Annotated in this window: 10 protein-coding genes and 1 pseudogene; 5 read left to right on the forward strand and 6 right to left on the reverse strand. The window is 65.5% G+C overall.

The window, feature by feature from the left end; translation table 11 throughout:
• The 6 genes from AB0I72_RS26405 to AB0I72_RS26430 all read right to left on the reverse strand — a co-directional run.
• A partial coding sequence (locus AB0I72_RS26405; RefSeq protein WP_358573336.1) for a condensation domain-containing protein occupies positions 1 to 277 on the reverse strand: 277 nt, incomplete at its 3' end.
• A gap of 2 nt (positions 278 to 279) precedes the next feature.
• The gene (locus tag AB0I72_RS26410; protein WP_358573338.1) at positions 280 to 2,064 is read right to left on the reverse strand and encodes a non-ribosomal peptide synthetase; all 1,785 of its coding nucleotides are present in this window, start codon (positions 2,062 to 2,064) and stop codon (positions 280 to 282) included.
• Positions 2,061 to 3,272, reverse strand: a complete 1,212-nt coding sequence (locus AB0I72_RS26415) for an aminotransferase class V-fold PLP-dependent enzyme (protein WP_358573340.1) — start codon at positions 3,270 to 3,272, stop codon at positions 2,061 to 2,063. The genes AB0I72_RS26410 and AB0I72_RS26415 overlap by 4 nt, the downstream gene beginning before the upstream one ends.
• A complete protein-coding gene (locus AB0I72_RS26420) occupies positions 3,262 to 4,587 on the reverse strand; it encodes a hypothetical protein (RefSeq protein ID WP_358573342.1) in 1,326 nt (441 codons plus the stop codon). The genes AB0I72_RS26415 and AB0I72_RS26420 overlap by 11 nt, the downstream gene beginning before the upstream one ends.
• A 14-nt stretch (positions 4,588 to 4,601) precedes the next feature.
• Positions 4,602 to 4,814, reverse strand: coding sequence for an MbtH family protein (locus AB0I72_RS26425; protein ID WP_358573344.1), 213 nt, complete (start codon positions 4,812 to 4,814; stop codon positions 4,602 to 4,604).
• Positions 4,801 to 6,276 (reverse strand): class I SAM-dependent methyltransferase, encoded by a 1,476-nt coding sequence (locus tag AB0I72_RS26430; RefSeq protein WP_358573346.1) that lies wholly within the window; start codon positions 6,274 to 6,276, stop codon positions 4,801 to 4,803. The genes AB0I72_RS26425 and AB0I72_RS26430 overlap by 14 nt, the downstream gene beginning before the upstream one ends.
• A 673-nt stretch (positions 6,277 to 6,949) precedes the next feature.
• Here AB0I72_RS26430 and AB0I72_RS26435 point away from each other — a divergent pair.
• The 5 genes and pseudogenes from AB0I72_RS26435 to AB0I72_RS26455 all read left to right on the forward strand — a co-directional run.
• Positions 6,950 to 7,996 carry a MupA/Atu3671 family FMN-dependent luciferase-like monooxygenase gene (locus tag AB0I72_RS26435; protein ID WP_358573348.1) on the forward strand — a complete coding sequence of 349 codons (1,047 nt, stop codon included), beginning with the start codon at positions 6,950 to 6,952 and terminating at the stop codon, positions 7,994 to 7,996.
• A gap of 23 nt (positions 7,997 to 8,019) precedes the next feature.
• Positions 8,020 to 9,093 (forward strand): hypothetical protein, encoded by a 1,074-nt coding sequence (locus tag AB0I72_RS26440; RefSeq protein WP_358573350.1) that lies wholly within the window; start codon positions 8,020 to 8,022, stop codon positions 9,091 to 9,093.
• 41 nt (positions 9,094 to 9,134) lie between these two features.
• Positions 9,135 to 10,502 carry a DUF6002 family protein gene (locus tag AB0I72_RS26445; protein ID WP_358573352.1) on the forward strand — a complete coding sequence of 456 codons (1,368 nt, stop codon included), beginning with the start codon at positions 9,135 to 9,137 and terminating at the stop codon, positions 10,500 to 10,502.
• Positions 10,503 to 10,513: 11 nt separating this feature from the next.
• Positions 10,514 to 11,524, forward strand: a complete 1,011-nt coding sequence (gene trpS / locus AB0I72_RS26450; RefSeq protein WP_358573354.1) for a tryptophan--tRNA ligase — start codon at positions 10,514 to 10,516, stop codon at positions 11,522 to 11,524.
• A 172-nt stretch (positions 11,525 to 11,696) separates the two neighbouring features.
• Positions 11,697 to 11,813: pseudogene (locus AB0I72_RS26455) on the forward strand (transposase family protein); the annotation flags it as partial.
• Positions 11,814 to 12,300: the final 487 nt, after the last annotated feature.

The following is a 12,300-nucleotide window of genomic DNA, read 5'->3' on the forward strand; positions in this document are numbered from 1 at the left end:
ACGGAAACACCGAACGCAACACCTCATGCCGCGCCACCACATCCCCCAGCGCCCCACGCAACGCCTCAACATCCAGAAAACCCCCCAACCGGAAGGCGAGCGGCATGTGATAGGTGGGCTGGCCGGGTTGGAGTTGCTCCAGGAACCACATCCGTTCCTGGGTAAGGGAAAGCGGGCCCTCCCGCCTGCCCAACCTCTTCATCGGCGCGTCACTCGGCCGATCGAGTCCTCGATCACGCAGGAGACGCAGGAAGAGAGCATCACGATCCTGGGACATGGTCAGGACTCCTCTCGTGTTGCCGGGGCCAACAGTCGGACCACCGTCGCCACGGTTGGGTTCTCGAAGAACTCCGCCAGGGGCACCTCGGCCCCGAGTCGCTCGCCGACCGTGCTGGTCATCTCGACGGCCAGCAGGGAGTGACCGCCGAGTTCGAAGAAACTCTCGTCCACGCCGATCTCATCGACCCCGAGATACTCCCGCCACAGGCCCACGACGAACGACTCGACTCCGTCGTGCTCGGGTTGCGCGGATCCGGTCCGCGGAGCCTTTTCTGTCTGGAGTTCCCGGCGCACGAGTTCTCGGACTGCCGCCCGATCGATCTTGCCGTTGGGTAGAAGCGGCGGCCTCTCGCCGAGGAACACCCGGTCGGGAACACAGGCGGCGGGCAGGCACCGCCTGACCCCCTCTCTCACCTTCGCCGTTTCGACCACGCTGCCGTCGGTGGCGAAGACCATCGCGACGAGTGCCGGGCTATCGTCATCGGTGACCAGGGCGACGGCGCGGTCAACGTCGGTGTCCGAGGCCAGCACGCTCTCCACCTCCTCGAGTTCGACCCGCACACCTCGCAGGTTCACCTGGAGGTCAGCGCGGCCCCGGAACTCCAGCCGTCCGTGTCTGTCCCGTACGACGAGGTCTCCGGTTCGGTACATGCGCTCGCCGGGCGGGCCGAACGGATCGGGGAGGAACCGCTCCGCGGTGAGGTCGGGCCTACCGAGGTAGCCGAGCGCCAGTCCGGGACCGGCGATGCAGAGTTCGCCCTCGACCCCGTCCGGAACCGGGTCGAGCCGCTCGTCGAGCACGTGGAGCCGGGTGTCGTCGGCCGCGCCCCCGATGGGCACTGAGTTCCCGACGGATTCGTCGTCCCCCTCGTACCTGTGGAACGTCGAGTCGATGCAGGTCTCGGTCGGCCCGTACTGGTTGAACAAGGTGGCGTCCGACCGCTCCCGTAGACGTCGTGCCAGGTCCCAGGACAAGACCTCCCCTCCGGAGAACACCAGGGAGAGCGTGTCGCAGTGAGAGAACGTCTCCCTGTCGACCACGCCCGACAGGACGGAGGGGACGAAGTGCGCGGTGGTCACCTCGAACCGCCTGACGGCCTCGACGAGTCCGTTGAAGTCCGGATAGTTCGCGAGTTCCGGAGCGACGAGGGTGGCTCCGAAGGACAGGGGCGCGAAGACCTCCCACGCGGAGAAGTCGTAGATATAGCGTGTGTGCTGCAGTACTCGGTCGTGGGGGGCCAACGGGTAGACCTCCTGCCCCCACAGGACACGGTTGACCAACGCGCGGTGCGGGACGACCACGCCTTTGGGGGCGCCGGTGGATCCCGAGGTGTAGATCACCGAGACGGGTGACTCGGCCGGGATCGACACCCCTTCACCGTCGGCTTCGGCCCTGGCCTCCGTGATAGGGAGCACGGTCGCCCCCAGCGCGGCGTGCTCGACCGCGGCGCCGCTCCGAAGCACCACCGTCGCGCCGGAGTCCTCGGTGATCGCCCGCAGGCGATCGGTTGGCAGTGACGGGCACAACGGGACGTAGGCGGCCCCGGCCATCACGGTACCGACGAGACCGACGACGCCCTCGAGCGAGGGGCTCGCCAGGACCCCGACCGGCTGCCCGACGCCCACCCCGTGGACGCGCAGCCGGGCGGCCACGGCCTCGGCACGACGACCGAGTTCCCGGTAGCTGATCAGGCCGTGAGGGGAGACGACCGCGGTCCGTTCCGGCACCGCCCGGATGGTCTTCCGAAGCAGTTCCACGACCGAGTTCGGCCGACCGCCGCTCATCGTCGGCTCCGCACGAAGTCGAGCACCGAGTCCAAAGCAGAGAACAGCACGTCGATGTCATCCCTGTCGTTGTAGAGGTAACCGGATACCCGCAACACCTCGTCGTCGGTGAAGCGGTCGACGAACGGCTGGGCGCACATGTGACCCGTCCTGCACAGCACGCCGTACGAGTCGCTGAGGATCTTCGCGATCTCCTTGAGGTTGTGGACGCCATCGACCGCGAAGCTGACAATCGCCGCCTGGTCGGCGTGATCCGCCGGACCGAGCATGCGCAAGTGGGGCCGGACTAGCACCTCGTCGACCATGGCCCGGCCCAGGTTCCGGTCGTGCTCGGTGAGCTCGTCGAAACCGATCTTGGACAGATAGTCGATGGCCGCGTCCAAACCGTAGACTCCGGCGATCGGCGGAGTCCCCGCCTCCAGCGTGTGCGGAACCTTACGAAGGTCGTAGCGCTCGGTGTCCACCCAGTCGACGACACCACCGCCGAGAAACGGCGGGGCGAGCCTCTGGAGGAGGTCGTGCCGTCCGCACAGGACGCCGACCCCCGTCGGGCCAAGCATCTTGTGTGCGGAGAAGGCCAGGAAGTCGAGATGTTCGCTGCGAATCCGCCGGTGCCCGGCGGACTGGGCCGCGTCGCCGACGGTGATCGCCCCGGCTTCCTTGGCCATCTCGGCCATCCGGTCGACGGGTGCGTACACCCCGGAGACGTTCGAGCAGTGGGTCAGCATCACCACGGTGGGACGGGTACGCAGCAAGTCGACGTACCCGTCGAGATCGACCACGCCGGACTCGTCCACGGGGATGAGGCGGACATCGGCGACGCGCCGCCATGGGAGCAAGGCGGAGTGGTGGGCGTCGAACGGGACGAGAACAACGTCTTCCCGGGTCAGCCCGAGACCGGACGCGACCATGTTGATCGAGGCCGTGGTGTTGGCGGTGAAGACGACCTCGTTGCCGAGGAAACCGGTGAACTGGGCTACCCGTGTCCTGGTCTCCTCGTAGTCGTCGGAGGCCTGCTCCGACAGGAAGTGCTTGCCTCGGTGGATGTTCGCCCCGACCTCGGAGTAGTACCTGCTCATCTCGTCGATCACCTGACGGGGCTTCAGACTCGTGGCAGCGCTGTCGAGGTAGACGATGCGGTGCCCGTCGATCGAGTTCCTCAGCAGGGGGAAGTCACTCCGACAGCGTTTGGCAAGGTCACTGAGCATGGCTCACCTCGTGTGCGTCATCTGGGACCTCCGACGTGCAGGAGGCGAACTTGCCGGAGCGAGCCGCCGGAATGTACGCCACCGCCTCGAGCGTGAGCGTGTAACCGGCACCGAACAGATTCGCCAGCCGCTCCCTCAGATCGTCCTCGTCCACCTTTGCCGCCCGGCTCGGGATGTAGCGAAACTCCAGGTCACCGTTGCCGCGTTGGTGCAACTGGTAGACGTCGATCGGCAGGTCGTCGCCGACGGCGTCGTCCACGTCCCGGGGGCTGACCCAGACAGTCTCGCCGTCCCTGACCACCTTGATCATGGTGGTGTACCGTCCCTCGTGCCTGGCCAGGGGAAGGTCACTCCCGCAGGCACAGGGGCCGGCCTCAACCGTGTAGATGTCCCCGGTTCGATACCTCAGATGAGGCGACAGCCGGTCACCGATGCTGGTGACGACGAGTTCCGCCCGTTCCCCCGGGAGAGCGGGCCGTGAGCCGACCAGGAACTCGGTGTGGAACTTCACATTGTTGACGTGCATACGCCGAGCAGGACATTCAATCGCCACCCAACCCAACTCGGTCATTGACACGATCTCGGCCATCGGCACGCCGGGGCCGAAGAACTCCAGGAGTTGGCGCCGCGCCACACCGGTGGCCAGGGTGTAGGTCAGGGCGATGGCGGTGACGGGTGGAGGCTCCTCCCCGCGCTCACTCAGTTGGCGGACCAGGAACGCCAGGTGCGTGGCGTCAGCGTAGAACCAGTGTGGCCGGAACTCCTTAACCTCGTCGATGGCCTGCCGCACCATCCGGTCGGGGGTCGCGAGCACGTCGTGGGCGACTGGGAGTACGAGCGTTCCGTCCGCGAGCGTACGGTCAGCCATGGTTGTGTACGGGGTGGCGCACTCGACGTCTGAGCAGTTCGGAGCCGCGTAGCGGGCCGGGCGCTGCGATCGGCAGCGCGCCAACGCCTCTCCCAGGACCTCGTTGGCGGAGAGCGTCGCCCGCATGCGGTCAGCCAGAGCGTATGTGTGGGAGATGGTGGTGAGCCGTTCACCGCCTGTCCCCGAACTCTGGCTCTTGAGGGTCAGCGGCTCGGCGAGGGTCTTGCCCTTCACCAGCACGCCCGAGGGGAAGTTGCGCCGGTAGTCCACCTTTCGTGTCGGCGGAACACGGCGCAGGTCCTCGGGCGTTCGCACGTCTTCGGGGCGAAGACCCGCAGCCCTGAGGTGATCGCCGTAGAAGGGGACGTTCTCATAAGCGAAGGAGATCTCGGACAGTGCGCCCGCGAAACTTCGCTCACGGAATCCGATGTCCTGTACTTCGGCCAAGGCTAGCTCCCGTCTCAGGCGTCCAACTGCTGCCGCAGGGACCAGGGGCGCATATCGGTCCAGAGCTCACTGATGCGTTCCAGGCACTCTGGCTTGGTTCCCTGGAATCCCTGATCGGTCCAGCCCGGCGCGAGTCGTCGGTGAACGGGCCAGATGCTGTACTGCCGCTCGTGGTTCATGACCACGCGGTAGACGGCTTCTTCATCGTTGGCGTCAGTTTCGGTCACAGGGCAACTCCTCGGTGATCACGAACTTGGTTTTGGGTAGGGGGATGTTTTCGAAAACCCGTGCCAGGTGGGCCCGTAGTGCCTTTTCAAAGGCCGTGACGCTCTCGCCGTTCAGAAGGGTCGTGTCTCCTCCCCGAGTCGCAGCGGTGGTGGCTGGAGGACACAGCGTGAGGGGAGTCTCGCTCGGGACATCGGAGACCAGCACCACATCGAAGCACCCCTCCTCCCTGACCGAGCACGTCGCGCGCACCTCGTAGCCGAAGTGCGCGCCAACCTCATGGCAGGTCTCCGGGTCCAGGGCTCCGGTAGGGGCTTCGCCGTGCAAGGTGTCGATGACGGACGTCAACGGGCGTCCCTCTTCAAGTGCGCGCAGGGCCCCGAGTTCACCCGCGAGCCTGGCGTCGGGGACCCCGTCGAGACGCAGCACGGAGGGACGATGCTCTGTCAGGTACGCCGTGAGAGTCCTCTCATCCCTGATCCGTGACCCCCAGTCCAGACGGACCGCGCCGTCCAGGGGCAGCCCTTCGACCGGGCGTGTGTACAACAGAACGTCATACCGGTGGCGGGTGAGTTCGTTGTGGTGCTCTCCGCGTTTGAGGCGGACATCGACCGCGGAGACGGTGTCAAGAACCCGGGGTAAGCTCGCGAAGAACCCCGGTTCCAGCAGCAGTTCCCGTTCCCTGAGCAACCGTTCCTCGGCACCCTCCCGTATCCGCTCCACCGGTGTACCTCCGTCGGCGCCTTGGAGCTCCGCCGCCGTGTACAAACAGCGCAGCGACCGCCTGTTCCGGATATCGCCGAGCAGGATGGTTCCACCGGGTGCCAGAGCGGTGAGGACCCCCTCGAGGACATCGAGGAGATAGTCGGAATCAGGGAAGTACTGAACGACCGAGTTGAGCACGACGGTGTCGAAGAGGCCGGTGGGCAGCCCCTCGAAGTCGTGTGCGGGTTGGTGCCGGACCTCGACGACGTCAGTGAGGCCGGGATCGCGCCCCACTGCCCCGGCGAGGATGCGCACGGCTTCCTCGCTCAGGTCAGTCGCCCAGTAACTCTCGCAGCGCGGCGCCACCCTGGACAGGATCAGTCCAGAGCCCGCTCCTATCTCCAAAACCTTCCGGGGTCGGAGCGACAGGATGGTGTCGACCGTCCGGGAACGCCACTCCTCCATCTGGACGCGGTCGATGGGCCGCCTGTCGTAGCTGCTCGTCCATTCCGCGAAGTTCTCCCCGAACCCCATGGGATCCGTCTGATCTTCGTAGACCGAGCCGTAGACCATCCGCCATTCGCCGAGGCGGCGCTCCCTGGTCGATCGGCGGACCCTCTGGAGCACGCGCTCGGAGGGAACGACGAACGCCACCATATCGTGGGCGTCCTCGGAGTCCGGTGAGGTCTCGACGGCGACCCGCGCCACGTCCATGTGACGGGCGAGGGCCGACCCCATGCTCCTCGTATCGAATCTCACGCGGCGCACACCCGACCCCCGACTCTGTCGACCACCTTCAGAAAATGAAAATCCACGGAAATTGAGCCACCAGTGCTCAACCTCTCATCCACGCGCCACTTCGACATGGGGGTCACGCACACGAAGCAACCATGATCAGCAGCCGACACGAGGTATTTCTTCGGAACTGCGGAACACAGCAATACCAAAACACCAGCATACTCACACGAACGCAGACATGAGGGATTCTTGCGAGCCCCAGTTCAGACAGTCAAGTGTTTTAACCAACGAGTCAGACACACGCAGGCCAGGACACATGTGACCTAAATCACCACACATTTCGTAGTCCACATAGTACCCACGGTCAACAACGTCAAAGGCTGGAGCAGGCAACCGCAAAGCAAGCACCATCACGCCATCAAAGCCCGCATGAACAGGGAAAACACCCCCCTTTGACAGAGGCGGCGAGAAGACTTCAACGTTGAAGCGCCCAGCCGGCAAACACACGAGCAACACAGGCATCAAAAAGGACAAACCGGACATCGTGCACGCTGCTCAGCCCACAGCTCCATGAGCCAAAGACTTCCAATTTCTACCAACGACCTTGACAGGCGTTGCACCATCAGGAAAAATCCGCCAAGGCTTCCCACCGCCCACCGATACCCAGCGGCGCGTACACAAGGAACGAGGCCACATGGACTTCAGTCTTTTCTATTTCTCCGCCGACAGTACGGAGAGTAAATGCAACCGCTACGAACTACTTCTTGAGGGCGCACGTTTCGCCGACATCAACGGTTTCTGCGCAGTGTGGACACCGGAACGCCACTTCCACCAATTCGGAGGTCTCTACCCGAACCCGGCCGTCACCGGCTCAGCCGTCGCCGCCGTCACCACGAACATCGGGATCCGGGCGGGCAGCGTCGTCGCCCCGACCCACCAGCCGGCCAGGATCGCCGAGGAGTGGTCCGTGGTCGACAACCTCTCCAACGGTAGGGTCGGGGTCTCCTTCGCGTCCGGTTGGAGCGCCCTCGACTTCACTTTCACCCCGGAGAACTACGCACGGCGACACGAGTTGCTCTTCGAGTACACGGACCAGGTTCGCCGTCTGTGGCGAGGCGAGGACCTGGAGATCGTCGATGGTGCCGGCGACCCCACTCGCGTGCGAATCTTCCCACCTCCGGTCCAGCCCGAGCTCCCCGTCTGGATCACCAGTGGGGGGAACATCGAAACGTTCCGCAGCGCGGGACGGGCCGGAGCCGGACTGCTCACCCATCTACTGGGCCAGGAGATGGACGACCTCTCCCACAAGATCGAGGAGTACCGGGCGGAGTACCGCAAGGCAACCGGTGGTGGCCGGGGGCACGTGGCGCTGATGGTCCACACCTTCCTGGGCGACCAAGAGAACGAGATCAAGGAGATGGTCCGCGGCCCGCTGACCGAGTACCTGCGCAGCTCGATCAACCTCCTGGTGGGGTCGCGCAGCGTCGACGCCCAGAAGATCGACCCGTCGGCCCTGCGCCAGAGCGACATCGACTTCCTCGTCCAACGCTCCTTCGACCGCTACTTCGAGGAGAGCGGTCTGCTTGGCGGTCTGGAGAAGGGACGGGGGGTCGTCGAACGGCTGAGTGGGATCGGTGTGGACGAACTGGCCTGCCTGATCGACTTCGGGCTACCGACCGCCGACGTACTGAACGGGTTGAAGTACCTGAACCAACTACGTGAATCCTGCGTGTCCGTGTGATCAGCGACAAGGGAGAAACCCCTTTGCCCCCTAAAGCCACGGTCGCTGTCGTCGGCACGGGAGGACTGGCCAGCGCCATCTGCTATGCCCTCGCCGCCAGTCCCCACCCTCTCCACGTACTTGTCCTCGGTCGAGACGGACGCAGGACCGCCGAAATCTCCTACATCGGTGCCGCGCGGGCGATCGGCACCGAGGTGACGTTCCAGCCCCTGACCGTCGACCTCGCCGTGAACGGCGCGCTTGCCCGGACCCTCGACCAAACACGTCCCGATGGCGTGGTGGTGGCGGCCTCTCCCCAGTCACCCTGGGAACGCCGCACCGCCCCCTCGGCGTGGACCGCCCTGGTGGAACGAGCAGGTTACGGCCTGACCCTCCCCCTCCAAGCGCAATTCGTGCTCGAAGCCAGCCGGTTCCTGGCCGCGGAGCACTCGTCGGCATGGCTGATCAACGGATGCCTGCCCGACGCGGTCAACCCGGTACTGGCGCGCCTGGGAACGGCACCAATCTGCGGCATCGGCAACAGCCACCTGATCACCACCAGCGCTCAGGCCGCCCTAGGAATCCCCGAGCCGGGACGCCTGCACATACTGGCCCACCATCTGCACCTCCATCCTCCCGCAGCGGGCGTCGAGGAGGCCCTGATCTGGGCTGACGGCGTCCCCCTCACAGACGTGGGCGGCCTGTTGGCCCCCCAACGGGCGACCTCCCGGGCCGAGCTCAACCACGTCACCGGCCACGCCGCCGCACTCGTCATCGCTGACCTGGCCGCCGACCACCCAGTGGAGAGCAACCTCCCTGGCCCCCTCGGTCTGCCCGGCGGCTATCCGGTCACGGTGATCCCTCCCACTCCTGCGGGTCCCGCACGGGTCGAGCTACGCCTGCCGAAGGGGATGTCCCTGGCCAAGGCGGTGGCATTCAACGAGCGCGTCTCCGTCCACGACGGCGTCACCGTCACGGACGGACGTGTCGTCTTCACCCGGGTCTCACCCGGCGACCTTCCGGCGGAGCTGGCCGACGGATTCTCCGTGGACGACCTGGACGACGTCATCAGACACATGCATCAGCTCCGGGACCGTCTCCGCGAAAAGTCCCCGTGAGTCCTTCCGCCGAGTCCTGTGTACGACAACTAGGAGCAAGCATGACCGCCACCGTCCCCAACACCACTGAGCCCGATGCCTCCGCCAACCTCCTACTCGATTTCTACGACCGGGTGAGAGCCACGATCCCCGCCATCGTCCCCCGCGTGGATCCCGTGCTCAACGATGACGCGAAGTTCTCTCCCGGCTTCCACCTGCCCGAGCCGGATGACGACGTCCAGCGCTTCTTCTCAGTGGCGACCGCCCAGTGGCACCGGCTCGCCGACTATGGAGAGCACCGCCTACACCTGATGGACCTCACTGGCAACCCCGGGACGGGAACCACCAAGACCTTCGCCTCTCTATTGATGGTCGCGCGCGCCGTGGAGTACATCCGCCGCCACGGTGAGGGCATCACGATCTTCTCCCCGACCTCAGCGAACAAGGGCACGGCGCTGCGGGACGCGGTACTGGGCGCGATCGAGGCGGGCCTAGTCGAGCCTGAACAACTGCGCGTGGTCATCCTCGCGCCGCACACCTGCCTGCCCAAGCTGCGCGCCAGCCGACTCTCCGAGGATCCTGAACTGAGGGCGCTCAACCCGCTGCTGCTCTACACCGGCCAGCGGGCCGAGAACGTCAAGACGATCGGCAGGGAGTTCGTCGATCGCCACGCCGTCGCGCCCCGTCGGCGACTGGGCACCCGGCTGTGGTACTCCCTCGAACTCGGCAACTACCTGGTGGCCGACACCGCGCGGGCCTTCTTCGAGCACCAGGTGGCACCTGGCATCGGAGCCGGCCGAATCCACGCCCACGCCGTGTCCAGCGCATTCGGACTTCTCGGATACCACCAGGGCCGGGCCGCCCTGGAGCGAGAGGGGCTGGCCACCCCGAATACCCGCCCGGCGAGTCTGCTCGTCCAGCACCTGGGCGCCCCCGACATGGTCCTGAACCTCACCCACGGGAACTTCGACAGCGCCAATATTCCAGCTTACGAGTTGAAGGAGGGGCTCTACCACCAGACCACCGACGCGCGCTTTCCTCAGGTGACCGCCGATCCGGACGAGATCCTCGACCCGACGTTCTACACCCGCCGTCCACCCACCTCCCCTACCATGAACGACCTGATCCGCCGTTTCGGTGGGGACGGCATCGTTGTCTCCCGGGCCGAATGCCAAGATCGCTATACGGAGCTGCGAGACCTTCTCGCTCACACCGGGTGCTCTCTCCCTGCCGATCCCGGTGAACTACGGGAATGGTCCCTGGTCATGGCACTCACAGGAACCCTCAACGCCATTGACCGTGGCCTCATTGACACTTCCCGTGAGGATGTCGTGGTTCACGGTTCCGGCGTCTACACCAGCACGGGATACGATCCTCTGAAACACTTCACCGAAGTAGGATCTGCTACAGACATCGCCGAGGCTCTGTAGATTGGAACCCCATGCCCTCCAACACTCCACCGGGCAAACCGCGTGTCCTCTCCGGCATCACGGCGACCGGGAAGCTGACCATAGGAAACTACATCGGGGCGTTGAGTGTATGGGCCCAGGAACAGGACAAACACGAGAACTACTTCTTCATCGCCGACCTGCACGCGCTGACCGTCCCCGAGAACATCAAGGCCAACGATCTGCGTGAACACATCAAGCAGATCGTCGCCCTCTACCTGGCCTGTGGACTCGACCCCGAAAAGTCTGTTCTGTTCCAGCAGTCAAGGGTACCGGCACACGCCACCCTCGGTTGGATCTTCGACTGTGTGACCCCCATCGGCTGGCTGGAGCGCATGACGCAGTACAAATCCAAGTCCCAGAACGCCACACCCAGCGCGGGCCTGTTCACCTATCCCGCGCTGATGGCGGCCGACATCCTGCTGTACCAGGCCACCTATGTCCCAGTCGGCGACGACCAACGCCAGCACATCGAGATCGCCCGGGACATCGCCCAGCGGTTCAACCACCTGTTCGGCGAAGTGTTCCGGATGCCCGAACCGATGATCCGCACCAGCGGTGCCCGGATCATGGGGCTGGACGACCCCACCGTCAAGATGAGCAAGAGCACGGCCCAAACCCGTGACGGACACGCCATCGCCCTGCTCGACCCACCCGCCAAGATCCGCAAGGCGGTCATGCGCGCTGTCACCGATTCAGGCTCCGAGGTCCGCCCGGACGCGCTGAGCCCGGGGGTTGACAACCTGCTGACGCTGTTCGGCGCGCTTTCGGGTATCGACCGCGACGAGGCACTGCGCCGGTTCGAGGGGCGGCGATACGGCGAACTGAAGAAGGAGGTGGCCGAGGTGACGATCGAACGGGTCACCGCCATCCAGGACCGGTATCACGAGATCCGATCCGACGAAACGTACCTGGAGAAAACTCTCGCCGACGGAGCGGAGAAGGCCAGCGAGACCGCCGAACAGACCTTCACTGAGGCGATGCGGTCGACCGGCCTCCTCTGACGGGTCTCTTCAGCCAACCACCGCGCGGGGAACGGGGCCCTCTCCCATTCCCCGTTGGCTCTGCCTGGTCCTGCCCGGCCGTTGGAGGAAGTAGTCCTCACCCAGGTCGGCGTAGGCCAGTCGTACACCGCTGAACAAGATGGCCTCATCCGGCCACTCACTGCTGAATGTCACCTGATGGCGGCGCCTGGGCCCGGCACAGCAGGCCCTGCTCGTCCTGGTCCACCTCTACAAAGGAGAGCCGTTCGTCCACCTCGCGGCAGGTTTCGAGGTGGGCACCACGACCGCCTAGCGCCAATGTCGTTCAGTTAGGGGCGGTGGTGTGTTGTCAATCGCGCCCCGGCGTCAAGCTCTGGCTGCTGCGCCCCTGCCGGGGCTGCTGGCCACGGGTGAGCCGGTGCGCCCGACCGTGACACCGGACGGGCCCACCCACGTGGAACCGGCCACCGCCGTTGGCCTCGTGCCGGATGAACCGGTTGAGCGCGTCCCTCGCGTGACAGCTGCCGCACCGGGACGAAACGGTCAGCGCAGCGGCCTGCAAGGCGAGGCGGATCCGGCGCGCCACGGGCATGTGGACTCCCGTGCGGTGGAGGTGAAAGAGAGGGGGCGCACCAGGCACCCGGAACGGAAGAAAGGGGCTTCCGTGCAGGTGAGTGTGTGTTTCCGGGGCCGGGTGAGCCTTCACTCGACCACGGCCTAGCATACCTAAGGCGCTTAGGCGTGCCGCCGAGACCCCCGCCCCGCACCAGAACCACCCCCACGAAGGAACCCTCGAC

It is taken from the genome of Nocardiopsis sp. NPDC049922 (assembly GCF_040660275.1).
In the GTDB taxonomy this organism is placed as follows: domain Bacteria; phylum Actinomycetota; class Actinomycetes; order Streptosporangiales; family Streptosporangiaceae; genus Nocardiopsis.